Raw genomic sequence first — 22,294 nt, forward strand, 5'->3', positions numbered from 1 at the left:
GTCGTGTGCCTTCACCTACTCCACGAGTGTGTGCCTGCGAATTCGACACTTCGTCGATGACACGCGGCAGATTCATCAAAATGGGATGATCGCAGCGTGACCAACAAGCCCGACCTGGAGCAACGGCTGCGTGACCTGAAGCTGCTGCGCCAGGTCAAGGACCGCATCGACCGGGAGTACGCGCAGCCCCTGGACGTGGAGGCGCTGGCCCGCGGCGTACACATGTCCGCCGGCCACCTGAGCCGGGAGTTCCGCAAGGCCTACGGCGAGCCGCCCTACTCCTACCTGATGACGCGGCGGGTGGAGCGGGCGATGACGCTGCTGCGGCGCGGAGACCTCAGCGTTACCGACATCTGCTTCGCGGTCGGCTTCGGGTCGCTGGGCACGTTCTCGACGCGGTTCAGCGAGCTGGTCGGGATGTCCCCGAGCGCCTACCGTGACACCGCGACCAGGGGCGACGTCGGGATCCCGCCGTGCGTGTCGAAGCAGGTCACCAGACCGATCAGGAATGGAGAAGCGAAGGTGCCGGATCCCTACATATCTTGATGCCCATGGACATCAAGATCAGCTTCAGCTACCTGCCGCACAACGACCCCGAGGCGTCGCTGCGCTTCTACCGCGACCTGCTGGGCTTCGAGGTGAGGAAGGACGTCGGCTACGAGTCGATGCGCTGGCTCACCATCGGCCCGCCCTCCCAGCGGGACATCAGCATCGTTCTCTACCCGCCGCTGGCCGACCCGAACATCTCCGAGGCCGAGGGTCAGGTCGTCCTGGAGATGATGGCCAAGGGCACCTTCGCCAGCCTGATGCTGTCCTCCCCGGACGTGGACGCCGCCTTCGAGAAGATCCAGGCCGGCATCGAGGGAAGCGGTGGCGAGATCATGTCGGAGCCGACCGACCAGGACTGGGGCATGCGTGACTGCTCGTTCCGTGACCCGGCGGGCAACACGGTCCGTCTCCAGCAGATCGGGTGAGGCCGGAAAATGTGCACGCCCGGGTTCAATCCTCCGGCTAGCCTGACCGCCATGAGCGATCCCCGCACGGCCGCACACGACGCCGACACGCACGATCTGATCCGCGTCCAGGGCGCCCGGCAGAACAACCTCAAGGACATCTCCGTCGAGATCCCCAAGCGTCGCCTCTCGGTCTTCACCGGGGTCTCCGGGTCCGGGAAGTCCTCGCTCGTCTTCGGCACGATCGCGGCGGAGTCGCGGCGGCTGATCGACGAGACCTACTCGACCTTCATCCAGGGTTTCATGCCCAGCCTGCCGCGGCCCGAGGTCGACGCGATGGAGGGGCTGACCACCGCCATCCTGGTCGACCAGGAGCGGCTCGGCGCCAACCCGCGCTCGACGCTCGGCACCGTGACCGACGGCCACGCGATGCTCAGACAGCTCTTCTCCCGGCTGGGTACGCCTCATATCGGTGGACCGACCGCCTTCTCGTTCAACATCCCGACCACCAAGGTCGGCGGCGTCTCGGTCACCGAGTCGGGCAAGAAGAACGTCATCAAGCAGGAGATCTACCTCGGCGGCATGTGTCCGGCGTGCGAGGGTCGGGGCGTCGTCTCCGACCTCGACCTCGGTGCCATCGTCGACGAGTCCAAGTCGCTCAACGAGGGCGCGATCCTCGTGCCGGGCTACAAGGCCGACGGCTGGATGGTCAAGGGCTTCTCCGAGACCGGGCTGCTCGACGGCGACAAGCCGATCGAGGACTACACCGAGACCGAACGCCACGACTTCCTCTACAAGGAGAAGGGGAAGATCAAGGCGCTCGGGATGAACATGACCTACCAGGGCCTCATCCCCAAGCTGCGCGAGTCGATCTTCAGCAAGGACCCCGAGCAGCTGCAGCCCCACATCAAGGCGTTCGTGGAGCGAGCGGCCGTCTTCGCGCCGTGCCCGACCTGCGACGGCACCCGGCTCAACGCGTCGGCCCGGTCCTCGAAGATCCGCGGCCTCGACATCGGTGAGGTCTGTGCCATGCAGGTCACCGACCTCGCGGAGTGGCTGCGCGGGATCGAGGACCCGGGGGTGGCCCCGCTGATCGGCTCGCTGCTGCACCTGTGCGACTCCATGACCGAGATCGGGCTGGGCTATCTCTCCCTCGACCGGCCGTCGGGGACACTGAGCGGCGGTGAGGCGCAGCGTACGAAGATGGTCCGCCACCTCGGCTCCGCGCTGACCGACGTCACCTACGTCTTCGACGAGCCGACCGTCGGTCTGCACCCGCACGACATCCAGCGGATGAACAAGCTCCTCCTCGACCTGCGCGACAAGGGCAACACCGTCCTGGTCGTCGAGCACAAGCCGGAGACGATCGCGATCGCCGATCACGTCGTCGATCTCGGTCCAGGTGCGGGCAGCGAGGGCGGCACGATCTGCTACGAGGGCTCCTACGAGGGGCTCGCCGCCGCCGACACGCTCACCGGGCGACACCTCGGCCACCGGGCGTCGCTGAAGGAGACGGTCCGCACGCCCAAGGGCCACCTCGAGATCCGTGGGGCGAGATCCCACAACCTGCGCGACGTCGACGTCGACATCCCGCTCGGCGTGCTCACCGTGGTCACCGGCGTCGCCGGGTCAGGGAAGTCGTCGCTGATCCACGGCTCGCTGGGCTCGGCTTCCGGGGCAGCCGGCGCCGACGTGGAGTTCGTCGACCAGAGCGCGATCAAGGGGTCCCGGCGGAGCAACCCGGCGACCTACACCGGTCTGCTCGAGCCGATCCGCAAGGCGTTCGCGAAGGCCAACGACGTCAAGCCCGCTCTCTTCTCGGCCAACTCCGAGGGCGCCTGCCCGACCTGCAAGGGCAACGGGATGATCTACACCGAGCTCGGCTTCATGGAGACCGTGGCCTCGCCGTGCGAGGACTGCGGCGGCAAGCGGTTCCAGCCGCTGGTGCTCGAATACCGGCTCGCCGGACTCAACATCGCCGAGGTGCTCGACCTCTCGGTCGCCACGGCGCACGCCTTCTTCTCCGAGGGCGAGTCGAAGGTGCCCGCAGCCGCCAAGATCCTGGAGCGGATGTCCGACGTCGGTCTCGGCTACCTCAAGCTCGGCCAGCCGCTCAACACCCTCTCCGGCGGCGAGCGGCAGCGGATCAAGCTGGCGATGCACCTGGGGGAGAAGGGCGGGACGTACGTCCTGGACGAGCCGACCACCGGCCTGCATCTGGCCGACGTCGACAACCTGCTCGCGCTCCTCGACCAGCTGGTCGACGCCGGCAAGTCGGTCATCGTCATCGAGCACCACCAGGCCGTGATGGCGCACGCCGACTGGATCATCGACCTCGGCCCCGGCGCCGGCCACGACGGCGGTCTGGTGGTCTTCGAAGGCACGCCCGCCGAGCTGGTGGCGAAGAAGTCGACCCTGACCGGCGAGCACCTGGCGGCGTACGTCGGATCCTGAGGTCGTGAGCCCGTGGGTGTCGGGAATCACGCCCGTTTGAGGCCATCTGGATGCGGTCAACCATGCCCGACCCACTTAACGTGGATTGGTTTCCGCATCAACGAAGGAGTTTCCTCAGATGGCCGTCTACGTACCCGAGCACCGGCAGGCGCCCGGGCAGTCCGGGCGCCTGGTCCCGGTGTGGCCCCGCGGACTGGTGGCCACCGCCATCGCCGCCGTCACCACGACGGTGATGGCTGTGACCGCCAAGGCGGTCGGGGTCGACTTCGGCAGCAGCGTCGGCGAGGTGCCGCTCTCGGCGTTCCCGCTGCTCACCATCTACTGCTCGGTGGTCGGCATCATCATCGCCGAGGCGATGATCCGGATCGCCACGATGCCGCGCTCCACCTTCCAGATCACCACGATCGTCCTCACCGGCCTCTCCTTGATCCCGGACGTGCTGCCCGTCTTCGAGTTCGACCTGGCCTTCGTCGGGTTCCTGTGCCTGACCCACCTCGTCGCGGCGGCGATCGTGGTGCCGATGATCGCCGTGCGGATGGAAGAGCGCCGCGGACTCGGGCTGCCCGCTCCGGCTCACCGTCGATAGCGGACGTCTCTCGTCCTGAATGGGTGTCATGGTGGAGCCATGGCATCCGACATCCGCGCCTTCCAGGTCACCTTCGACGCGCACGACCCACGCGCGCTCTCCACGTTCTGGCGCGACGTCCTCGGCTACGTCCACCCGGGCCCTCCCGGAGTCGAGGTCGCCGACGGCGTCGACCCGCTCGAGGCCTGGGACGAGTTCCTGGAGACGGCCGGCGTACCGGTCGAACGCCGCAACGACGCCTCTGCCATCGAAGACCCCTCCGGTGTCGGCCCCCGCGTCTTCTTCCAGCGCGTCCCGGAATTGAAGACGGTCAAGAACCGCGTCCACCTCGACGTCCGCGGCGCCCCCGGGCTGATGGGTGAGGAGCGGATGGCTGCGCTCGAGGCCGAGTGCGAGCGGGCCGTCGCGCTGGGCGCCACCCGGGTGAGCCGCCACGAGCCGGAGCCGCCGATGAGCAACGGCTTCATCGTGATGCAGGACCCCGAGGGAAACGAGTGGTGCCTCGATTGACCTCCTCTCTATCCTCTTGACATGCTGATCAGGCCCGCCACGGGCGATGACGCCGAGGCGTTGACCGAGCTCCACCTCGATGTGTGGGAGGAGGCCTACGCGGGTCTGATGCCGCCTGAGATCTTCGCCGAGCGCCGGTCACAGCGGACGGAGCGAATCGGGCGTTGGCGCACCAACGTCACCGCCGGCCCGATCACCACGCTGGTGGCCGACGGCGAGCCGGGACGGCTGCTCGGCTTCTCGAGCGCCGGCCCAGGTCGCGACTCCGACCCCGGGCTGCCTTCGCTGGAGCTCACCGCGCTCTACGTCCGCGCGGAGTGCTACGGATCAGGTCTGGGTCAGGCGCTCCTCGAGGCTGCGATCGGTGAGCGCGCGGCGTACCTGTGGGTGCTCGAGGGCAACAAGCGTGCGACGGTGTTCTACGAGCGTCAGGGGTTCAGGTTCGACGGTGTCGCCAAGACCGAGCCGGTCGGGGTCGAGCTGCGGATGATCCGCGGCTGAGGTCCCGTCCCGTGAAAGAAGTGTTTCTTTCACATCAGGCGGGGCCTTCGGGCGAGCAGGGTCGAGTCGTCGATGTCGACCTGGACGCCGTCGCGCACGACCGAGCGCGGCCGCTGCTCGACGACCACCGCCTCGAAGCCCTCCGGCAGCCCGGGGAGGAGGTCCTCGGCAAGGAACATCGCGTCGTGGTGGTTGTGGTGTGCGAACACCTCCGACGGCGCATGGCCGACGACGAGCAGGTGGCCACCCGGAGCGACGGCGGTGGCGAGGCGACCGGCGACGTCGACCATGCTCCCGTCGGGTGTGTGCAGAAAGTGGCAGGTGACCAGGTCGAACTCACGACCGCCCGCGTCGAAGGTGCGGGCGTCGACCTGCCACCAGGACGTACGCTCGGCGACCCCGGCCTCCTCCGCGTGCCGATGCGCCCGGGCCAGCCCGTTCGCCGAGAAGTCCGCGCCGGTCACCGTCCACCCCTGCTGCGCCAGCCAGATGACGTCCCCGCCCTCGCCGCAGCCGACATCGAGCGCGGTGCCGGGTGTGAGCCCTGCGACCTCGGCGACGAGCTGCGGGTTGGGATCACCGCTCCAGACCTTCTCCTCACCGGCGTAGCGCTCCTCCCACGACTCCGGCTCGAACATCCTGCGCCCGTCGTCCTCGCTCATGGACTCAATCTACGCACACGCATCGGCACCGGAGGTCCGCAACTGAGATGTAGCCTCGGAACGTGACCTTCGAGCGAATCACAGTGCATCCGGATCGAATGGGCGGAGCGCCCACGATCCGGGGCATGCGCATCCCCGTAGCAACCGTCGTCGCGATGGTGGCGGACGGGATGACCGTCGACGAGATCCTTGACGACCTCCCTGATCTGGTCGTCGAAGATGTCGCCGAGGCCCTTCGCTATGCCGCAGAGGCAGTGCGGGAGCGGGAGCTCCCCCTTCGCCCGAGCGCATGAGACTCCTCCTGGACGAGAATCTCTCCGAGAAGCTGGTGCCTCTGCTCGAGGCTGCGGATCACGACGCCACGGCCCCATCATTCGTGCTCATCCGGCGACTTATCGGGAGACGCGTCCCCGAGATCGCCAGCGTGATCGTCGACAACCTTGAAGACGTCGAAGCCGATCTTCTTGCGGGAGCCGTCGTCGTGTTCGGCGACGAGACCATGCGGATCAGGCGCTTGCCGATCGGGTGACACCGGCTGAGAGAGACTGTCCGCATGCACGCACTCGTACGCCGTCCCTCGCCCCGCCTCGCCGACGGACTGATCACGCACATCGAACGGAGCGCGGTCGACGTCGACCTGGCCCGCGAGCAGTGGGCGACCTACGTCGAGGCGATGCGCTCGACGGGGTGGACGACGCACGAGGTCGATCCGCTGGAGGACTGCCCGGACTCGGTCTTCGTGGAGGACACGATGGTCGTCTTCGACGACCTGGCGGTGATCAGCCGGCCGGGCGCGGCCGAGCGGCGGCCGGAGATCACGGCGGCCGAGGAGGCGGTGCGGGAGCGGGGATACCGGATCGCGCACATCGAGGCGCCGGGGACGCTCGACGGGGGAGATGTGCTCAAGCACGACCGGACCGTGTGGGTGGGGGAGGGCGGTCGTACCAACGCCGAGGGGATCACCCAGCTGCGCGCGCTGCTCGAACCACTCGGAGCGGAGGTGATCGCGGTCCCGACCTCGAAGGTGCTGCACCTGAAGTCGGCGGTCACCGCGCTGCCCGACGGCACCGTGATCGGGTACGAGCCGCTGGTCGACGACCCGAGCGTGTGGGGTGCCCGGTTCCTTCCTGTCCCGGAGGAACCGGGCTCCCACGTGGTCGTCCTCGACGAGCGCACCCTGCTGATGTCATCCGCGGCGCCGCGGAGCAGGGCGATGTTCGAGGAGCGTGGCTACACGGTCGTGGCCGTCGACATCTCCGAGTTCGAGAAGCTCGAAGGCTGTGTGACCTGCCTGTCCGTGCGGCTACGCGCTGCTCAGGACTGACTTCAGGACTGACCTCAGGGCTGACGCGGCAGCGAGGCGCAGTTCGACGACGCCTCGGCGCCGCCGACCAGGTCGGTGACCCAGTTGACCGCAGCGGTCTGGTCGGTGAGCAGCGGCACCAGGTGGTTGGTGACCAGCCCGTCGCCCAGGTTCGGCAGGATGACCGGCTTGTAGGTCACCTCCGCGCCCTTCGCGCACCAGTCCACGGCGAGCTGGCGGGCCTGGGCGTGCGGGACGATGTCGTCCTGCGTTCCGGTGGCGACCCGCACCGGGATCTGCGGCGAGAGGTTGCCGAGCTTCTGCTCGGAGATGATCGCCTGCACCGTCGGCTCGCGCTCGATGATGTCGTCGAGACTCTCGCCAGTGTTCGTCCATCGCTTGCTCTGCTGGAACGGGTAGCCGAAGATCCCGTCGCCGATGCACGCGGTCGAGAGGTCCTCGAGCGCTGCCTGGCCGGCCTCGTTGAGGTTCTCGTCGAGGATCGGCTGCAGCTCCGGGTTCGACTGGGCGAGACCGTTGATCGTCCAACCGAGCGCGGCGACCAGCGCCGAGCCGTCGATCCCCTCGGCGGTGGCCCGCAGGTCGGCCGGCGGCGCGCCCACGTAGGCGCCGACGAGGTTGACATCGGGAGCGTACGTCGAGGCGAGCTCGGAGGCCGAGCCGGTCGCACCGCCGCCCTGGCTGTAGCCGTAGAGCGCGACCCGCGACTCGCTCGTCACCGAGGCGCCGGACACCTGGGACGCTGCTCGGGCGGCATCGAGGACGGCGTGACCGCCGTCGACGCGGTCGACGTAGGTGTGCAGCCGGTCGGTGGTGCCGAGTCCGACGTAGTCGGTGACCATCACCGCGACGCCGCGAGCCAGCAGCCGGTAGATCCCGATGTCCTCGTAGCCCACCGAGACGGTCTTGCCGTTGAAGACGATGGGGCGCTCCAGGCCGAGCGAGGCCGAGCACTGGTCGCCCTGACCCATCGTCCCGGGCGCGACGACCACGAGCGGTCGCTCGCCCTCACCGCGCCAGGCGGCGAACGGCTCGACATAGGCACCGGTGACGGCGGCGGGGGAGCCGTTGTTGTCGGTGGTCTTGTACATGACCCGGGTCGCGGTGCCGGGCAGGGAGCCGACGCCCGGGATCGAGAGGCCGACGCCGAGGCGGAGCGGCTCGCTGCGTACCAGCGCTCCGTCAGCATCGGGGAGGGTCGCCGGCGGGTCGTAGAACTCCGGGATCTCGACGCCGCGGGAGACGGCGGTGGGTTGGGGTTCGACGGCTGCGGCGGGGGCGGACAGGGCTGCCGGGGCGACGGCGGTGACGGCCAGGGCGGTGGCAAGGACGCGTACGGCGTGCTTTCCGGAGCGCTTGACGAACATCCTCGACGAGTGCTGAGGCATGGGGGTCTCCTCAAGTAAGCGGGACACTCCGTCCCGAGTTACTGAAGAGTAATGTGAGCGCGCTCACCTCGACAAGAGTTTGAGTCAACATTCGTACACCGAAATCCGGGGAGCGGAACAGTCACGCCCGCAGCACCGGCTGCCGAAGGATCGTTCGTAGCTTGGCGGGCTCCACGCGTCGCGGGTCACCGAGGTAGATCTCGTGGTGCTTGCCGGTCATCCGAAGGCCCTGGCCGGGGATGAACCGCTCGTGCATCTCCGCGAGCACCGGGCCCTCGGCGTCGTAGGGCCCGACGTGCAGGGTCTGCACACAGGTTCCCTCCGCGAGCGTCTCCCAGCGCATCTTCTCCAGGCTCGCCGGGCGGTCCTTGGCGCCGACGGTCACGACCGCCTCCTCGAACATCTGCCTGGTGATCCACTCGGGGGTCATGATCATCACGGTCCAGTCCCACTGCGACTTGTCGCGCGCCGAGGTGAACGCGGCCATGTCCTCGGCCCACCACAGCGCCTCCAGCGGCGGCACCACGTAGTCACGACCGTCCTTCTTGCTGGCGAACTTCAGCTTGTACGCCACCGGATAGAGCGCCGCGAGCGCGTCCGCGTACGCCTGGGCGGTGTTGGGATCGCCGTGCCCGTCGATCATCAGATAGGGGAGCGGTGCCAGCTCCAGGACCCGGAACTCGCCCTGCCGCGCCCGGAACCCGTCGAGAGTCTTCTTCAGATCCGTCTTCACCGCCATGAACCAATGATTACGCTCCTGGCATGGCAACCGTGGACGACGTCCGCTGGCTCGGCTCGAGCCTGGAGCGTTCCTATGAGGTCTTCGTACGCAACCGGCTGAAGTTCCGGGTCGGTTCGATCGTCTACGTCGCCTTCTCCCTGGACGAGACCGAGATGGGTTTCGGCTTCCCGAAGGAGGAGCGTGCCGCGCTGGTCGCGAGCGCGCCCGAGAAGTTCCACCTGCCACGGGAGTCGGAGATGCGGTTCAACTGGGTCGAGTCGAGCCTGGCCGCGCTCGACCCGGTCGAGGCCTGCGAGTTCGTCGTGGACGCCTGGCGGCTGTGCGTGCCGAAGAAGCTCTCGGCGGCCTACGACCTCACCCATCCCGGCGGCCCCGGGCTCGATCTCCCGGATCGTCCGGAGAGCGGGGGAGAGCAGTGATCCTCTCCCCGGAGCGCGATCCCCGCCTGGTGACGATCCGCCGCGGCGGCACCCTCGCCGACGCCGACCACCGTCTGCTCGCGTCGTGGGCGGCGACCTGCGCCGAGCACGTGCTCCCGCTCTTCGAGGCCGAGCGGCCTGATGACCCGAGACCGCGCGAGGCGATCGAAGCCGCACGAGCCTGGACGCGAGGTGAGCTGAAGATGATGGAGGCACGCGCCCTGGGTGGTCACGCCATGGGCGCGGCCCGGCCGTTGCGCGGCGCGGCCCGCAACGCTGCGTACGCCGCCGGTCAGGCCGGCGTGGTCGCACATGTCGCAGCCCACGACCTGGGCGCTGCCGCGTACGCGATCAAGGCGGTGCGCGACGCCGCTCCTCCTGGCGAGGCGATCGAGGCCGGGCGACGTGAGTGCGCCTGGCAGCGCGAGCAGCTCCCCGAGCAGGTCCGTGAGCTCGTCCTCGACGACCAGCGGATCCGCAACGAGATCTGCTGGTCGGTCTTCTTCTGACTCCGGTCGTGCCAAGATCGAGGTCATGGACAGGATCCGCGAACGGCTGAGGTCGGAACGGCAGCAGACGCGGGCCCGTCTCGCCGACCTGACCAGCGACTTCGATGCCGTGGTCGCGGCCTCGCGGGACACCAACGCCGACGACGAGCACGATCCGGAGGGTGCGACGATCGCCTTCGAACGCTCCCAGGTCGACGCCCTCGTGCGCCAGGCACGCCGACATCTCGACGAGATCGACGCGGCCGTGCAGCGGCTGGAGGCCGGGACGTACGGGATCTGTGAGAGCTGCGGTGAGCCGATCGCCGAAGGGCGCCTCGAGGCCCGTCCTGTGGCGCGCACCTGCATCGCGTGTGCGTCCACGCGACGGTGAGCTCCGATCCGTAGGATGGCGCCTCCCGACGGAAGGTGGTCATGTCGCAAGCCCCTGAAATCCGATCCTGCTGTGCTGCCTGCTCTGGGCGCACCCGGGAAAGACCGATGCCCTGCACGCCTACGAGGACACCGTCCTCCAGCTGATCGAGGAGCACGGGGGAGAGGTGGTGCAGCGAGCGCTGGCCGACACCCCCGGCCAGCCCGACGAGGTGCAGTTCTTCCGGTTCGTGAACCAGGCTGCTCTCGACGGCTACATGAACGACGAGCGGCGCACCTCGCTCGCAGCCGAACGGGACGCGGCGATCGCTCGCACCGAGCTGTTCCCGGTGCGCTTCTGACGCACTGCTCTCACGCGGTCAGGCGGCCCTGGAGCACCAGGCTCCACGCCAGCAGCCGGCGCTGGTCGGAGCCGAGGCTCAGCGCCGCAGCCAGCAGGGTGAAGAAGAGTGCACCGAGGAACCCGCTCACCATGAACCACGGGTTGATGATCGCCCGGTCGAGGGCCTGGAAGGCGCCGACGAAGGTGCGGTCGTCGGTCGGGCGGAGGCCGGGCATGATCGTGTGCGCGTAGAGCGCGAAGTAGCCCGCCATCAGACCCATGGTCATGGTCGCGACGATCACCGACAGCGTTCGGATGTCCTCGAGCATGAGGCCCATCCAAGCGGGTCTCGATCGCGAGAGCCAGCAATTTCCGCGATAGTACCCCCTATCGCAGAAATGTTCGAAAAGACTGTAGAATCGGGGGATGTGAGCGTATCTGAGGAACCAGTGATGTTGGGGGATGTCGTCGAGGACTTCTTGACCGACAGAGCGACGCTCACCCGCCGCGGGCTCAACGACAAGTCCCGTGCCGCCTACCGTCAGGACATCACCGCCTGGGCGCGCCAGCTGCACGCCGATGCGGGCGGCGACCCCGAGGCCGACGACGTGCTGGCCCTGGTCCCGATCTCCGGGCTCACCGACCAGAACGTACGCATCGCCTACCGGTCGCTGCGAGAGAGCTCGGCCGCGGCGACCTGTCAGCGGCGGGTCGGCACGTTGCGGCTGTTCACCCACTGGCTCCAGCTGGAGGGACATCTGCTGGTGGATCCGACGCTGCGCATCGAGGCTCCTGAGCGGCCGAGCCGGCTGCCTGCGGGCTGGAGTGTCGACGAGCTGCGCCGCCTGGCTCGGGTCGCCTCCACGCCACGGGAGGGCACCGACCGACGCCGCTGGCCGGCGCGCGACCGGGCGATCTTCGCGGTCCTGGTCACCACCGGCGTACGTGCTGCCGAGCTGTGCAGCCTCACCGTGGGATCGATCCGGCGCGAACCCGACGGCGAGACGTTGCTACGAGTCATCGGCAAGGGCGACAAGCAGCGCAACCTGCCGTTGCCTCCGGAGGCCGTCGACGCGGTCGACGTCTATCTGACCGAGCTCGAGGCTCGCTTCGGCGCTCGCGACTCCGCTGACAGCCTGTTCCTGCTGACCTCGGGCAAGCAGCTTCGCCCAGGGGCGCTCAACCACCTGGTCGAGACCTGGATCCGGCTGGCCGGCGTCCCCAAGCAGCCCGGTGAGGCCGCGCACGCCTTCCGCCACAGCGCAGCCAAGGGACTGATCCGCTCCGGCGTGCCCGTACCTGCCGTCCAGGGGATCCTCGGCCACGAGGACCTGAAGACGACCGGCATCTACGTCAAGGCGACTGCGGCCGACACTCGTGATGCCGTGCTGCTCTCACCGGCGCGCGAGGTGCTGCGGGAGACGGCGGAGACTACGGCTTGATCGCTCTGGTGGCGATGTAACCGGACATGTGCCGCGAGGTGGCGTCCGCGTGGTGCGGTGCCTCGACCAGGTGGGTCAGAGCGAACCCGGCGGCGAGCTGTCCACCGATCTGCGCGCTCAGCGAGTGGCTGTACTCGATCGGGCCGTCGCCATAGGCACGCTCACGATCCGCCGGTGTCAGATCCAGCGAGCTGAACGGCAGCCGGTGGCGTACGACCAGCTCATCGGCGTCGAGCGCGACCTCATCGAAGAGGTAGACGTCCGGGTTCATGAAACCGGTCATCAGCGTGCCGCCAGGGCGCAGCACCCGGAACGTCTCAGCCCAGACAGGCCTCAGATCCGGGCAGAACAGCGTCGAGACCGGGTTGAAGACGATGTCGAAGGCGGCGTCGTCGAAGGCTCCGAGGTCACGCATGTCACCCAGCGCGGTCTGCAACGACAGCCCGTCCCGAGCAGCCACCTCGTCGTCGCGGGACGGCTCAGCGACGTATTTCGCCGATAATGCACATTATGTCAACTGACGTAGGAAACCGCGCACAGGAGCGGCTCCCCTAACGGCTCGCCCGCTCACGAACAGCCTCCGCGAACGGGCTCCACACGAACCACGTCGACAGCCCCCGGACGAGCCGTGGCGAACCGGCGACGTCGATCAACCCGTCCGCCAGCGACTTCTCCCAGTGGCAGAACCCGTTGAAGACATCCGACAACGCGGCGGTCGTCGTCGTGACGACCAGATCCGCCTCGAACCCCGGGTGCTGTGCACACACCGACGCCTCGCCACGGTCCAGCACGATCCAGATGGTCTCCGGCTCCGGCGCCGTGAAGTGGAACTCGATGACGACGCGTCGTGGCGGGAAGCGTTCTGGCCTGATCCTGCGGTGCATCCACCAGGTCAGTGTGACCGGGTCGATCTCGTGCGGACGAATGTCGTCGAACAACCATTCGACCGCCCACCTACCCAGCGCATCCACCACGCGCTCCATGTCCTTGCCGGCGGCGGTCAGGTGGTATTCGTTCCCCTTGCCCGTCGGCGACGGCCACGTCTCGACCACGCCCATCCGTTCCAGGTGGCGCAGCCGCTGCACCAGCAGCGAGCGCGAGATCCCGGGCATGCCACGAGCGATGTCGTTGAAGCGTACGTTGCCCAGGATCAGCTCACGGATGATCAGCGGCGTCCAGCGGTCCGCGATGACCTCGCTGGCCATCGCGACCGGGCAGTAGCGGCCGTAACCGGGCATGCTCGAGATCGTGCCACCGCTCCCCCGGCGCCGATAGTACGAAAACTGTACTGGCCAGGTGTCATCTCAGGACTGGTTGCGGCAGCTGTCGCAGTCCGACGCTGGCGGCATGACAACCATCAACCAGCTCCACGAGAGCGTACGAGCCCGGGTGGTCACACCCGAGGACTCCGGCTACGACGAGGCTCGGGCCGTATGGAACGGGATGATCGACCGCCGTCCGGCTGCCATCGTGCAGGCCGCGGAGGTCGGCGACGTCGTCGCCGCGGTCAACTTCTGCCGGGAGAGCGGCCTCCCGCTGGCCGTGCGCGGCGGCGGGCACAGCGCCCCGGGCTTCGGGACGATCGACGACGGCCTGGTCATCGACCTCTCCCCCATGCGTTCGGTCGAGGTCGACCCCACCGCTCGAACCGCAGGCGCGGGCGGCGGTGCGACCCTGGGCGACCTCAACGAGGCGACCCACAAGCACGGTCTCGCCACGCCCGGCGGGATCGTGTCGACGACCGGCGTGGGTGGACTCACGCTGGGCGGCGGGATCGGCTACCTCACCCGAGGGTTCGGGCTCTCGATCGACAACCTCCGCTCTGCCGAGGTGGTCACCGCGGACGGCCAGGTGCGTCGCGCCAGCGAGTCCGAGAACCCCGACCTGTTCTGGGCGCTGCGCGGAGGCAGCGGGAACTTCGGGGTCGTCACGACCTTCGAGTTCGACCTGCACCCCGTGGACGAGGTCGTCGTCGGCCTCTTCTTCTACGAGCTCGAGCACGTCGGCGACCTGCTGCGCTTCTTCCGCACCTGGGTTCAGGAGGCCGACGAGCGCTATGGCGCCTTTCCCGCCTTCCAGGTCGCTCCTCCCCTGCCCTTCCTCCCCGAGGAGCGCCACGGCGACACCTTCTGCGCCGCCGTCGTCCACTGGAGCGGGCCGGTCGAGGAGGGCGAGGCGGCGATGCAGCCGTTCCGCGACCTCGCACCGCGGGTCGGCGAGATGGTCTCTCCCATGCCCTACCCGTGGCTCAACAGCGCGTTCGACGACCTGTTCCCTCGCGGCGTACGCAGCTACTGGAAGGGCAACTACGTCACGGAGCTGACCGACGAGGCGATCGAGGTGCACCTGGCCCACGGCCCGAAGGCACCCAACGCGAGCTCGACCATGCACCTCTACCCGATCAACGGCGCCGCCTCTCGCGTCGGCGCGACGGACACCGCGTTCTCCTACCGGCACGCGACGTTCTCGACGGTCATCGTCTCCGCCTGGACCGACCCCGCGGACGACGCCGCCAACATCGGCTGGGTGCGGGAGTACGCCGAGGCGCTCACGCCGCACTCGGAGGCCGGTGGCTACGTGAACTTCATGTCCGAGGACGACCAGGGCCGCGTCAGCAACAACTACGGCAGCAACTTCGCGCGGCTCCGGGAAGTCAAGGACGAGTACGACCCGGGCAACCTCTTCGGTCACAACCAGAACGTGCCGCCGCGCGGAGCGTAGGGATCAGTCCTTGTCGGGGCCGTTCGCGCGGACCCGCTCGACGTTGACCAGCGACTCCTGAAGCTCGTCGAGCCACTCGCTCGAGTGTTGCTGGACGAGCTTCACGCACCAGGCGAGGGCGTCGCTGCGGCTACGTGCGACCCCTCCGGAGACGAGCAGGTCGAGCACCGCGCGCTCGGGCTGGCGCAGGCGGGTCATGACCGGGGCGGAGACGTTGGTGAACAGGTGGCGCTCTCCCCCTATCTCCACCGCCCAGGAGACCTTCCGGTCGAACTTCCGCTCGGCCTGACGCGCGACCGCCATCCGGTCCTCGCGGGTCCGCTCGCGGAACTCGGCGGCCCTCCCCTGGTTCGCCGCGGCGCGCTCCTCCTCGGGAGCGTCGTCGGCGAGCTTGGGCTCGTTGATCCGTCCGGTGACAGTGATCTCCTCGCGGTCGACCACGACATCGACGACCTCGTCGTACACACCTTCGGGCAGCCGTCCGGCGAACCACCCGCGCAACTCTGACGTAAGCATGTAATCATTCTTACAACGCAGCTGGCGGTGGTTCAAGGAATCTGTACGAGCAGCATCACTGCAGGTCATAGGGTGTCGGAGTGCTTCCCGCTCCGACCACGAGGCTCCGGTTCCGCGCGATGACCTCGTCCGACCTGCCCGACATCGCCACCCTGGAGCTGGGCGGCTCGCGCGGCCCCGCCGGCTGGATCGACTGGAACCAGGACAACTACGAGCGGCACGGCTTCGGACTCTGGGTCATCGAGACCCGCGACGGAGGCTTCGTCGGTGACTGCGGGCTGACCGTGCAGGAGGTCGCGGGTGAGCGGTTCGTGGAGGTCGGCTGGCACGTGCGTTCCTCGCTCCAACGTCAGGGGTACGCCACCGAGGCAGCCCAGGCCGTCCGGACCGCCGCGGCTGCAGCCGGGGTGGAGCACCTGATCGCGATCATCCGGCCGGACAACATCGCCTCTCAGCGTGTGGCGACGAAGATCGGCCTGGCTCTCGAACGCGAGGTCCACAAGGGCGGCGGGCCGGCGCTGGTCTTCGGAGCCGACCTGCACCCCGAACCACGCCTCGAGCCCGCTCAGTCGGTCTGAGCAGAGCCGGCGAGCTCGACGACCACCTTGCCGCGTACGTGTCGGGCGGCTTGCATCTCTACGGCCGCGCGGACCTCCTCGACCGGGAACGTGGCCGCTATCGGCACCCGCAGCTCGCCTGCCGCGACCCGCTTCGCGATGTCCAGGAGAGCTTCCGGCCCGGCGTTCGCGCCGTTGGCTGCCGGTACGCCTTCGACCACGCCCGCGATCGTGCAGATGCGGCCGTCCGGGACGCCGAGCTCGCGGGCGACCGCGACGGTGTCGGCTCCGTGCAGGTCGAGGGCGGCGGTGACGGAGCCCATCTCGCGGACCCGGTCGGCCAGTCCCCCGCCGTAGGTCACCGGCTCCGCACCCAGGCTGCGCAGGTAGTCCGCCGAGGACTCCGAGCCGGTGCCGATCACACGTGCGCCGGCGATCCGCGCCAACTGGACCGCGAAGACGCCCACCCCTCCTCCGGCCCCGCCGACGAGCACGGTGTCACCGGCTCGGACCCTCACCACATCGAGAGCGGCGGCAGCGGTGCTGCCTGCGATCGAGAGTGTCGCGGCGGTGCGGTCGTCGAGACCGTGCGGGGTGTGATGGGCGACTCCGGTGGAGATGTTCCCGTCCGCGTCGATGACCAAATGGTCGGCGAGGGCACGGGACAGAGCCGTACCGAAGACCCGGTCGCCGACGGCATAGCCGGTCACGTCCGGACCGACTTCGTCGACGACACCGGCGTAGTCGGTGCCGAAGCCGCAGGGTGCGCTCAGCCCGAACCGCGCCGCGGTCTCGTCGTCGGAGGTCATGAACCAGTCCATGGGGTTGAGACCCCCGGCGCTGACCCGTACCCGGATCTGCCCGGGGCCTGCGTGCGGCTCCGGCACCTCCTGGACGCTCAGGTTCTCCGGCCCGCCGAAGCGCTCGAGGAGGACCGCCCGGCTCCTGCTCCCCCGGTGGTCGTCGCTGTGGTGTGGCATGGTGCGTCTTCTTTCGTCCAGGCGGAGCAGTACTATGTGGACTATGCTCCGGTTATCACTTTCACGATAAACGGAGCGTGTTCCATTTGACAACCCCGACCTCCCGATCGTTGCGCGCCGACGCGGCCCGCAACCGCCAGCAGCTGCTCGACGTGGCGACCCGGGTGCTCGCCGAGGCCGAGGGCGAGCCGTCGATGCGCGCCATCGCCCGGGAGGCCGGCGTCGGGATCGGCACCCTCTATCGCCACTTCCCCACCCGTGAGGCACTGGTGGCGGCCGTCTACCAGGACCAGGTCGCACGGCTCACGACCGGAGCAGAGGAGCTGCTCGCCGCCGAGGAACCGTCGGTGGCCCTACGGCACTGGATGGACCGGTTCGGCGAGTGGGTGGCTGCCAAGAGCGGGATGCTCGCCACGCTGCTGACGATGATCGACGCCGGCGACCTGGCCCACACCCGGACCAGGGACGAGCTGCTCGCCGCCGTCTCCACCATCCTCGAGGCCGGGGCAGCAGCCGGCGACCTGCGCGAGGACGTCACCGCCGAGGAGGTCTCCGCCGGCCTCATCGGGATCTTCACCGTCGCTCACCAGCCCGGCAACACCGTCAGCGCCGACCGGCTCCTGGACATCTTCCTCGACGGCCTTCGCCCACAGGACCGCTCCTGACTGGCACCATGGCCCGGTGACCGACGACGCCCCCGCCACCGGCCTGACCGAGCTGCACGCCCGCCGCTTCCTGACCACCGACGCGGCCAGACCGGAGAAGGTCGCCCGCTGGCACGCCAAGGGGCGACGTACGGCTCGGGAGAACATCGCGGACCTGGTCGACCCGGGCTCGTTCGTCGAGTACGGACGGTTCATCACCGCTGCTCAGGAGGGCCGCCGAGACCTGGCCGATCTCGTCGTCGAGACACCCGCCGACGGCATCATCGGCGGCACCGCGACCATCGCGGGGAAGCCGTGCGCGGTGCTCTCCTACGACTACCTGGTGATGGCCGGCACCCAGGGCATGCGCGGCCACCGGAAGTCGGACCGGCTCCTGGAGACGGTCAAGCGGATGCGGCTGCCGACGGTCTTCTTCACCGAGGGCGGAGGCGGCCGCCCCGGCGACACGGACATCCCGCTGGTCTCGGCGCTCGACGTGGAGTCGTTCGCGCTGTGGGGCGAGCTCGAGGGGGTCGTGCCCCGCATCGCCGTCGTCTCCGGCCGCTGCTTCGCCGGCAACGCGGTCCTCGCAGGATGTGCCGACCTCCGCATCGCCACCCCGGACGCCAACCTCGGCATGGCGGGTCCGGCGATGATCGCGGGCGGCGGCCTCGGCACCTTCGCCCCCGAGGAGATCGGCCCGGTCTCGGACCACATCGCCAACGGCGTCATCGACATCCTCGTCGACGACGAGGCAGCCGCCGTCGCCGCCGTACGCGACCTCTTCTCCTGCCTCGAGACGCCCGCCGAGAGCGGCGATGCTGTTGATCAGGACGAGCTGCGGTCGCTCCTGCCCGACAACGACCGGGAGGGGTTCGACGTACGTCCTGTCGTCGAGTCGCTCGCCGACACCGACTCGGTCACCTGGCTGCGCGAGGGCTTCGCCCCGGAGCTCGTCACGGCGCTGGCGCGCATCGACGGAATCCCGGTCGGCGTCATCGCCAACCAGTCGACACACCTGGCCGGAGCGCTCACCAGCGACGCGTCGGTCAAGGGCGCGGACTTCCTCGCGCTCTGCGGGCGCTGGGACCTGCCGGTGGTCTCCCTGGTCGACACCCCGGGATTCATGGTCGGCCCCGACGCGGAGCGCACGGGTCTGGTCCGGCATGCATCCCGGATGGTCGTCGCAGGTGCGCAGCTGTCGACGCCGTTGGTCGGCGTGATCCTGCGTCGCGGCTACGGGCTCGGCGCCCAGGCGATGCTCGGCGGGAGCACCCATCGTCCGCTGATCACCGTCGCCTGGCCCGACGCACACCTCGGCCCGATGGGCCTGGAGGGCGCCGTACGCCTCTCGATGGCCGGCGAGCTCGCCGCGCTGCCGGAGGATGAGCGTGAGGAGCGCGTGGCCGCGCTCACCGAGGAGTACCGAAAGCAGGCCAGCGCGCTCAACGCCGCGCGGATGCACGAGATCGACGACGTGATCGACCCGGCCGAGACGCGTGCCGTGATCGCCGCGACGCTCCGCCGCGCCTAGATCGCCTTCAGCCGCGGCACGAGGTCGACGACCGTGGTCGCCCACGGCACCGGGTCGACGTAGGGCGTCGGCATGAGGCCGACGAGCGTGATCCCGAGAGCGGCGTAGGCCTCCATGTCCTTCAGGAACGCGTCCGGGTCCTCGATCGTCGGGCCCTGGTAGAGCATCGTCTTCTCGATCGCGTCGTAGTCGGTGCCGAGGTCGTCGCAGTGGCCGCGCAGCACCTCGAGCTTGTGACGGACGGTCTCGAGGGCCTCGTCGCCGGGAGCGCCGAAGAGGTTGCAGCCCTGTCCGTGCTTGGCGACCAGCCGCAGCGTCTTCTTCTCGCCTCCGCCGCCGATCAGGACCGGGACCGTGCCGTTGACCGGCTGCGGGAGCGAGATCGTCTCGGCCAGCTGGTAGTGCTTGCCCTCGTAGGCGCCGTCGTCGTCGGACCACATCTGACGGCAGATCTCGAGGGTCTCCTCCAGGCGCTCGAAGCGCTCGGCGGTCGGCGGGTAGGGCACGCCGAGCCCCTGGTGCTCGCGCTCGTACCACGCAGCGCCGATCCCGAGGAGGGCACGGCCGCCGGAGAGCTGGTCGAGGGTGGTGACGGTCTTCGCGAGCAGCCCTGGGTGGCGGTAGGTCACACCGGTGACGAGCAGGCTGAGGCGTACGTTGTCGGTGATGCCGGCCAGGTAGCCGAGGGTCGTGTAGCCCTCGAGCATCGGCTCGAACGGGCCGCCGGCCTGCTCCATCTGGAACCAGTGGTCCATCACGGTGAACAGGTCGACACCTCCCTGGTCGGCGATCTTGGCCGTCTCGGTCAGCTTCTCGGCGAGCGTCGTCTCCCACTCGGGGTGGGTGAAGGTGAAATAGTGGAGTCCAAGGTCCATAACCCTGACGCTAGGCCTTCGAGTGCGCTCTAAGGCAAGGCCTTCAGTCGTGTCGAGCCGTACGCAGCGGCGAGAAGGCGACGATGAGCGTGGCGACGACGAACATCACGACCGCGACCCACAGCGCCGGGCGGAGGCCGACCACCTGGGCCACCGCTCCGCCGCCCAGGGCGCCGACGACCGCGCAGTTCGCCTCGTCGCTCAGGCGGTGCGGTGCCTCGTGGTCGAGGTCACCGCACCGCCCACGACGAGAAGGACTCAGCGCAGTGCCCGCTCGCGGCGCAGGTCGCGTTTGTCGAGGTCGGCGTCGTAGCCGGCCAGGGGCTTCGCCTTCTCCGGGTTCTTCGCGACGGCGGCGCTGGCGACGCCGGCCCACTCCAGGATGCGGGCGGTGGCGAGCTCGCGCTCGTCCTCGACCAGACCGGCGACGTTGGCGCCGTGGTTCATGCCCGGTGCGGTGAAGACGTAGGAGTCCTTGGCCTTGGGGCCGGGGCGGAAGCGCTCGGCGCCCCACGGGTCGACCTCACCGTAGACGAAGAGCATCTGGTTGGCGTGCTTGCGCACCCAGGAATCGACGTCACGCATCGCGGAGGGGTCGAACTTCATCTCGATGTCGCGCGGGACGAAGCTGCGTGGCGGCTGGTAGCCGTAGCGGATCAGCTTCTTCTCGATGTGCGGGAAGCCGATCGTGGGAGCGCCCAGCTCGGTGCCGGCCTGGTAGTAGTACGGCGTGTAGGGGCTCAGGCCCTGGTCGGTGTAGAAGCTGAAGCCCGAGTAGTAGTCGATCGAGCCCCAGATCTGCTGGTCCGTGGCGGTCGCCGCGTCGGCGGGGATGTTCATGCACTCGTCGGTGCCGGCGTACTGCCAGAAGGCCCAGACGTAGTCGAGCACCACCATCTCGTACGCGGAGTCCAGGCTGCCCATCGTCTCGAACGTGTAGCCATCGGCGGCGGCCAGGTCCGAGTAGATCGCCTTCAGCGCCTCGCGGCGGACGAGCGCCTCCCGCTGGACACCGTTGAGGCGGTCGCGGCAGTCCTGGGTGCCGACGGTGGCGAAGAACTCGTCGTAGGCGGAGTCCTCACGGTTCACCACGTCGTTGGGCGCGACGTAGGCGACGATGCCGTCCATGTCGCGGGGGTAGAAGCGCTCGAAGTAGGTCGCGGTCATGCCGCCCTTGGAGCCGCCGGTGGCGAGCCAGTTGGCGGAGTAGATCGGCTTCAGCGCCTCGAAGATCGCGTGCTGGTCGCTGGCGGCCTGCCAGATGTCGAGGTCGTCCCAGTCGGCCGGTTCGGGTCGCGACGGCGTGAAGAAGCGGTATTCCATCGAGACCTGGTTGCCGTCGACGATGCGGGTCGGCTCGCTGCGGCTGGGGTTGGTGGAGACGTTGTAGCCGCCGGTGTGGAAGACCGTCGGGCGGGCGGTGTCCTTGTGGAGCACGGTGATCCGCTGCTGGAAGGTCTCCCCGCCGGGATCGCGGTGGTCGACCGGCTGGGTGAAGCTCAGGACGAAGTAGCGGTAGCCGTCGACCGGCTTCTCCTGGATCAGGCTGACCCCCTCGATGGCGAGCAGACGGTCGAGGATGTCCTCCTCGGCCGCGGTCGCAGGGGTGGCGGGGGTGACGAGGACCAGGGACATCAGCCCCATCGCCACCAGAAGCCGGCCGATCAGTGCACGCATGGGCTCTCTCCTTCGAGGCGGGTTCTCGGCAACCTAGCCGACCCGCGCGCGGCGCACCTCTGAATTCCGGAACACGCGCAGGAAGAAGGAAGTCCCTGCTCGAAGCGGCTGAGGCCGGCCGAGCGCTCTCCGCTCGACCGGTCGATACGGTAGCGAACCCGCGAGCGTCACCTACGCGGATCGAACTTCGTGCCGAACCCGGACGCACCGAGCCCGCACACTGCGATGACGACCCCGACGATCACGTTGGACGCGATCATTCCGCCGGTCGTGTCCACGCCGTTCATCAGCCACGGCGAGACGATCGCCCAGATCCCCATCAGCGGGACGGTCCAGGCCAGACCATGCGTACGGCCGAACGCCGACGCGAACCCGAGCGCCAGCAGAGCCACCGAGAGGCCGACGATCAGGTTGCTGACCATCAAGGGCGATGCCGTGGTGTTGAAGCCCACGATCCACGGCGAGATGGCCAGGTAGAGGCCGGCCATCAGCGTGACACCGTCGACCACCTGAGCGGTGGCGGAGGAACCGGTCAGATCGAAACGGTCCCGGAGGGCGGCGATGTCGGGGTGTTCTTGGATGGACAGGTTTTCAGACGACATTTTGTGA

General features: G+C 68.8%; 29 protein-coding genes. 18 read left to right on the top strand and 11 right to left on the bottom strand.

The genetic code is table 11. From position 1 onward, the window contains the following. Nucleotides 1-96 precede the first annotated feature (96 nt). From IEY81_RS02205 to IEY81_RS02230, 6 genes are all read left to right on the top strand, one after another. Nucleotides 97-546 (top strand): helix-turn-helix transcriptional regulator, encoded by a 450-nt coding sequence (locus IEY81_RS02205; protein ID WP_189116780.1) that lies wholly within the window; start codon nucleotides 97-99, stop codon nucleotides 544-546. A gap of 5 nt (nucleotides 547-551) precedes the next feature. After that, the gene (locus tag IEY81_RS02210) at nucleotides 552-974 is read left to right on the top strand and encodes a VOC family protein (RefSeq protein ID WP_189116781.1); all 423 of its coding nucleotides are present in this window, start codon (nucleotides 552-554) and stop codon (nucleotides 972-974) included. Nucleotides 975-1,025: 51 nt separating this feature from the next. Continuing rightward, nucleotides 1,026-3,407, top strand: coding sequence for an ATP-binding cassette domain-containing protein (locus IEY81_RS02215; RefSeq protein WP_229787214.1), 2,382 nt, complete (start codon nucleotides 1,026-1,028; stop codon nucleotides 3,405-3,407). A 118-nt stretch (nucleotides 3,408-3,525) separates the two neighbouring features. After that, complete coding sequence (locus tag IEY81_RS02220; protein ID WP_189116783.1) at nucleotides 3,526-3,993, top strand: DUF6069 family protein; 468 nt, start codon at nucleotides 3,526-3,528, stop codon at nucleotides 3,991-3,993. Between the two features lie 39 nt (nucleotides 3,994-4,032). Then, nucleotides 4,033-4,503, top strand: a complete 471-nt coding sequence (locus IEY81_RS02225; RefSeq protein ID WP_189116784.1) for a VOC family protein — start codon at nucleotides 4,033-4,035, stop codon at nucleotides 4,501-4,503. A 21-nt stretch (nucleotides 4,504-4,524) separates the two neighbouring features. Then, nucleotides 4,525-5,004 carry a GNAT family N-acetyltransferase gene (locus tag IEY81_RS02230; RefSeq protein ID WP_189116785.1) on the top strand — a complete coding sequence of 160 codons (480 nt, stop codon included), beginning with the start codon at nucleotides 4,525-4,527 and terminating at the stop codon, nucleotides 5,002-5,004. Between the two features lie 29 nt (nucleotides 5,005-5,033). Here the strand turns inward: IEY81_RS02230 and IEY81_RS02235 are convergent, their stop codons facing one another. Next, nucleotides 5,034-5,666, bottom strand: a complete 633-nt coding sequence (locus IEY81_RS02235; protein ID WP_189116786.1) for a class I SAM-dependent methyltransferase — start codon at nucleotides 5,664-5,666, stop codon at nucleotides 5,034-5,036. Nucleotides 5,667-5,728: 62 nt separating this feature from the next. Between IEY81_RS02235 and IEY81_RS02240 the strand changes: the two genes are divergently transcribed. The 3 genes from IEY81_RS02240 to ddaH are packed head-to-tail and all read left to right on the top strand — an operon-like array spanning nucleotide 5,729 to nucleotide 6,990. Beyond that, on the top strand, nucleotides 5,729-5,959 hold the full coding sequence (locus IEY81_RS02240; protein ID WP_189116787.1) for a DUF433 domain-containing protein: 231 nt from the start codon (nucleotides 5,729-5,731) through the stop codon (nucleotides 5,957-5,959). Beyond that, a complete protein-coding gene (locus IEY81_RS02245) occupies nucleotides 5,956-6,195 on the top strand; it encodes a hypothetical protein (protein ID WP_189116788.1) in 240 nt (79 codons plus the stop codon). The genes IEY81_RS02240 and IEY81_RS02245 overlap by 4 nt, the downstream gene beginning before the upstream one ends. Nucleotides 6,196-6,219: 24 nt before the next feature. Further along, nucleotides 6,220-6,990, top strand: coding sequence for a dimethylargininase (ddaH, locus tag IEY81_RS02250; RefSeq protein WP_189116789.1), 771 nt, complete (start codon nucleotides 6,220-6,222; stop codon nucleotides 6,988-6,990). A 14-nt stretch (nucleotides 6,991-7,004) separates the two neighbouring features. On the opposite strand, the gene IEY81_RS02255 is transcribed toward ddaH, so the two are convergent. Then, nucleotides 7,005-8,378, bottom strand: a complete 1,374-nt coding sequence (locus IEY81_RS02255) for an alpha/beta fold hydrolase (protein ID WP_229787215.1) — start codon at nucleotides 8,376-8,378, stop codon at nucleotides 7,005-7,007. 121 nt (nucleotides 8,379-8,499) lie between these two features. Beyond that, the gene (locus IEY81_RS02260; RefSeq protein ID WP_189116790.1) at nucleotides 8,500-9,117 is read right to left on the bottom strand and encodes a GyrI-like domain-containing protein; all 618 of its coding nucleotides are present in this window, start codon (nucleotides 9,115-9,117) and stop codon (nucleotides 8,500-8,502) included. Nucleotides 9,118-9,140: 23 nt separating this feature from the next. On the opposite strand from IEY81_RS02260, the gene IEY81_RS02265 reads away from it, so the two are divergent. The 4 genes from IEY81_RS02265 to IEY81_RS24025 all read left to right on the top strand — a co-directional run bounded on the left by IEY81_RS02265 (nucleotide 9,141) and on the right by IEY81_RS24025 (nucleotide 10,758). Further along, nucleotides 9,141-9,539 (top strand): MmcQ/YjbR family DNA-binding protein, encoded by a 399-nt coding sequence (locus IEY81_RS02265; RefSeq protein ID WP_189116791.1) that lies wholly within the window; start codon nucleotides 9,141-9,143, stop codon nucleotides 9,537-9,539. Then, nucleotides 9,536-10,048 carry a putative immunity protein gene (locus IEY81_RS02270; protein ID WP_189116792.1) on the top strand — a complete coding sequence of 171 codons (513 nt, stop codon included), beginning with the start codon at nucleotides 9,536-9,538 and terminating at the stop codon, nucleotides 10,046-10,048. The genes IEY81_RS02265 and IEY81_RS02270 overlap by 4 nt, the downstream gene beginning before the upstream one ends. A gap of 25 nt (nucleotides 10,049-10,073) precedes the next feature. Then, nucleotides 10,074-10,418, top strand: a complete 345-nt coding sequence (locus IEY81_RS02275; RefSeq protein ID WP_189116793.1) for a TraR/DksA family transcriptional regulator — start codon at nucleotides 10,074-10,076, stop codon at nucleotides 10,416-10,418. 169 nt (nucleotides 10,419-10,587) lie between these two features. Further along, complete coding sequence (locus IEY81_RS24025; protein WP_229787216.1) at nucleotides 10,588-10,758, top strand: hypothetical protein; 171 nt, start codon at nucleotides 10,588-10,590, stop codon at nucleotides 10,756-10,758. A gap of 10 nt (nucleotides 10,759-10,768) precedes the next feature. On the opposite strand, the gene IEY81_RS02285 is transcribed toward IEY81_RS24025, so the two are convergent. Beyond that, nucleotides 10,769-11,068: an anthrone oxygenase family protein gene (locus IEY81_RS02285; protein ID WP_189116794.1), complete on the bottom strand. Its 300-nt coding sequence runs from the start codon at nucleotides 11,066-11,068 to the stop codon at nucleotides 10,769-10,771. A gap of 123 nt (nucleotides 11,069-11,191) precedes the next feature. Here IEY81_RS02285 and IEY81_RS02290 point away from each other — a divergent pair, with 123 nt between their 5' ends. Further along, on the top strand, nucleotides 11,192-12,181 hold the full coding sequence (locus IEY81_RS02290) for a tyrosine-type recombinase/integrase (protein WP_189116795.1): 990 nt from the start codon (nucleotides 11,192-11,194) through the stop codon (nucleotides 12,179-12,181). Here the strand turns inward: IEY81_RS02290 and IEY81_RS02295 are convergent. Further along, nucleotides 12,171-12,641 carry a class I SAM-dependent methyltransferase gene (locus IEY81_RS02295; protein ID WP_229787217.1) on the bottom strand — a complete coding sequence of 157 codons (471 nt, stop codon included), beginning with the start codon at nucleotides 12,639-12,641 and terminating at the stop codon, nucleotides 12,171-12,173. The two genes, IEY81_RS02290 and IEY81_RS02295, sit on opposite strands and share 11 nt — an antisense overlap. A 91-nt stretch (nucleotides 12,642-12,732) precedes the next feature. After that, complete coding sequence (locus IEY81_RS02300; protein ID WP_189116796.1) at nucleotides 12,733-13,419, bottom strand: winged helix-turn-helix transcriptional regulator; 687 nt, start codon at nucleotides 13,417-13,419, stop codon at nucleotides 12,733-12,735. Between the two features lie 109 nt (nucleotides 13,420-13,528). On the opposite strand from IEY81_RS02300, the gene IEY81_RS02305 reads away from it, so the two are divergent. Beyond that, nucleotides 13,529-14,902: an FAD-binding oxidoreductase gene (locus tag IEY81_RS02305; RefSeq protein WP_189116797.1), complete on the top strand. Its 1,374-nt coding sequence runs from the start codon at nucleotides 13,529-13,531 to the stop codon at nucleotides 14,900-14,902. A gap of 3 nt (nucleotides 14,903-14,905) precedes the next feature. Here the strand turns inward: IEY81_RS02305 and abmR are convergent, their stop codons facing one another. Beyond that, the gene (abmR, locus tag IEY81_RS02310) at nucleotides 14,906-15,418 is read right to left on the bottom strand and encodes an ATP-binding transcription factor AbmR (protein ID WP_189116798.1); all 513 of its coding nucleotides are present in this window, start codon (nucleotides 15,416-15,418) and stop codon (nucleotides 14,906-14,908) included. 80 nt (nucleotides 15,419-15,498) lie between these two features. Between abmR and IEY81_RS02315 the strand changes: the two genes are divergently transcribed. After that, complete coding sequence (locus IEY81_RS02315) at nucleotides 15,499-15,996, top strand: GNAT family N-acetyltransferase (protein WP_229787218.1); 498 nt, start codon at nucleotides 15,499-15,501, stop codon at nucleotides 15,994-15,996. Here the strand turns inward: IEY81_RS02315 and IEY81_RS02320 are convergent. Next, nucleotides 15,984-16,955: an NADP-dependent oxidoreductase gene (locus IEY81_RS02320; protein WP_189116799.1), complete on the bottom strand. Its 972-nt coding sequence runs from the start codon at nucleotides 16,953-16,955 to the stop codon at nucleotides 15,984-15,986. The genes IEY81_RS02315 and IEY81_RS02320 overlap by 13 nt on opposite strands. A gap of 77 nt (nucleotides 16,956-17,032) precedes the next feature. On the opposite strand from IEY81_RS02320, the gene IEY81_RS02325 reads away from it, so the two are divergent. Next, complete coding sequence (locus IEY81_RS02325) at nucleotides 17,033-17,620, top strand: TetR/AcrR family transcriptional regulator (RefSeq protein WP_229787219.1); 588 nt, start codon at nucleotides 17,033-17,035, stop codon at nucleotides 17,618-17,620. A 16-nt stretch (nucleotides 17,621-17,636) separates the two neighbouring features. Continuing rightward, entirely contained in the window at nucleotides 17,637-19,133 is a 1,497-nt protein-coding gene (locus IEY81_RS02330) for an acyl-CoA carboxylase subunit beta (RefSeq protein WP_189116801.1), read from the top strand. Here IEY81_RS02330 and IEY81_RS02335 read toward each other — a convergent pair. From IEY81_RS02335 to IEY81_RS02345, 3 genes are all read right to left on the bottom strand, one after another. Then, nucleotides 19,130-20,008, bottom strand: coding sequence for an LLM class F420-dependent oxidoreductase (locus IEY81_RS02335; protein WP_189116802.1), 879 nt, complete (start codon nucleotides 20,006-20,008; stop codon nucleotides 19,130-19,132). The two genes, IEY81_RS02330 and IEY81_RS02335, sit on opposite strands and share 4 nt — an antisense overlap. 258 nt (nucleotides 20,009-20,266) lie before the next feature. Further along, a complete protein-coding gene (locus IEY81_RS02340; RefSeq protein WP_189116803.1) occupies nucleotides 20,267-21,685 on the bottom strand; it encodes a S28 family serine protease in 1,419 nt (472 codons plus the stop codon). A gap of 167 nt (nucleotides 21,686-21,852) precedes the next feature. Next, entirely contained in the window at nucleotides 21,853-22,287 is a 435-nt protein-coding gene (locus IEY81_RS02345) for an SPW repeat protein (RefSeq protein ID WP_189116804.1), read from the bottom strand. Nucleotides 22,288-22,294 lie beyond the last annotated feature (7 nt).

Source organism: Nocardioides luteus, assembly GCF_014648595.1.
In the GTDB taxonomy this organism is placed as follows: Bacteria; Actinomycetota; Actinomycetes; order Propionibacteriales; family Nocardioidaceae; genus Nocardioides; species Nocardioides luteus.

Coding starts and splice junctions, on each gene's coding strand:
- IEY81_RS02210 (WP_189116781.1), top strand. CDS start 552: ATGGACATCAAGATCAGCTTCAGCTACCTGCCGCACAACGACCCCGAG.
- IEY81_RS02215 (WP_229787214.1), top strand. CDS start 1,026: ATGAGCGATCCCCGCACGGCCGCACACGACGCCGACACGCACGATCTG.
- IEY81_RS02220 (WP_189116783.1), top strand. CDS start 3,526: ATGGCCGTCTACGTACCCGAGCACCGGCAGGCGCCCGGGCAGTCCGGG.
- IEY81_RS02225 (WP_189116784.1), top strand. CDS start 4,033: ATGGCATCCGACATCCGCGCCTTCCAGGTCACCTTCGACGCGCACGAC.
- IEY81_RS02230 (WP_189116785.1), top strand. CDS start 4,525: ATGCTGATCAGGCCCGCCACGGGCGATGACGCCGAGGCGTTGACCGAG.
- IEY81_RS02235 (WP_189116786.1), bottom strand. CDS start 5,666: ATGAGCGAGGACGACGGGCGCAGGATGTTCGAGCCGGAGTCGTGGGAG.
- IEY81_RS02245 (WP_189116788.1), top strand. CDS start 5,956: ATGAGACTCCTCCTGGACGAGAATCTCTCCGAGAAGCTGGTGCCTCTG.
- ddaH (WP_189116789.1), top strand. CDS start 6,220: ATGCACGCACTCGTACGCCGTCCCTCGCCCCGCCTCGCCGACGGACTG.
- IEY81_RS02255 (WP_229787215.1), bottom strand. CDS start 8,378: ATGCCTCAGCACTCGTCGAGGATGTTCGTCAAGCGCTCCGGAAAGCAC.
- IEY81_RS02260 (WP_189116790.1), bottom strand. CDS start 9,117: ATGGCGGTGAAGACGGATCTGAAGAAGACTCTCGACGGGTTCCGGGCG.
- IEY81_RS02265 (WP_189116791.1), top strand. CDS start 9,141: ATGGCAACCGTGGACGACGTCCGCTGGCTCGGCTCGAGCCTGGAGCGT.
- IEY81_RS02275 (WP_189116793.1), top strand. CDS start 10,074: ATGGACAGGATCCGCGAACGGCTGAGGTCGGAACGGCAGCAGACGCGG.
- IEY81_RS02285 (WP_189116794.1), bottom strand. CDS start 11,068: ATGCTCGAGGACATCCGAACGCTGTCGGTGATCGTCGCGACCATGACC.
- IEY81_RS02290 (WP_189116795.1), top strand. CDS start 11,192: ATGTTGGGGGATGTCGTCGAGGACTTCTTGACCGACAGAGCGACGCTC.
- IEY81_RS02300 (WP_189116796.1), bottom strand. CDS start 13,419: ATGCCCGGTTACGGCCGCTACTGCCCGGTCGCGATGGCCAGCGAGGTC.
- IEY81_RS02305 (WP_189116797.1), top strand. CDS start 13,529: ATGACAACCATCAACCAGCTCCACGAGAGCGTACGAGCCCGGGTGGTC.
- abmR (WP_189116798.1), bottom strand. CDS start 15,418: ATGCTTACGTCAGAGTTGCGCGGGTGGTTCGCCGGACGGCTGCCCGAA.
- IEY81_RS02320 (WP_189116799.1), bottom strand. CDS start 16,955: ATGCCACACCACAGCGACGACCACCGGGGGAGCAGGAGCCGGGCGGTC.
- IEY81_RS02335 (WP_189116802.1), bottom strand. CDS start 20,008: ATGGACCTTGGACTCCACTATTTCACCTTCACCCACCCCGAGTGGGAG.
- IEY81_RS02340 (WP_189116803.1), bottom strand. CDS start 21,685: ATGCGTGCACTGATCGGCCGGCTTCTGGTGGCGATGGGGCTGATGTCC.
- IEY81_RS02345 (WP_189116804.1), bottom strand. CDS start 22,287: ATGTCGTCTGAAAACCTGTCCATCCAAGAACACCCCGACATCGCCGCC.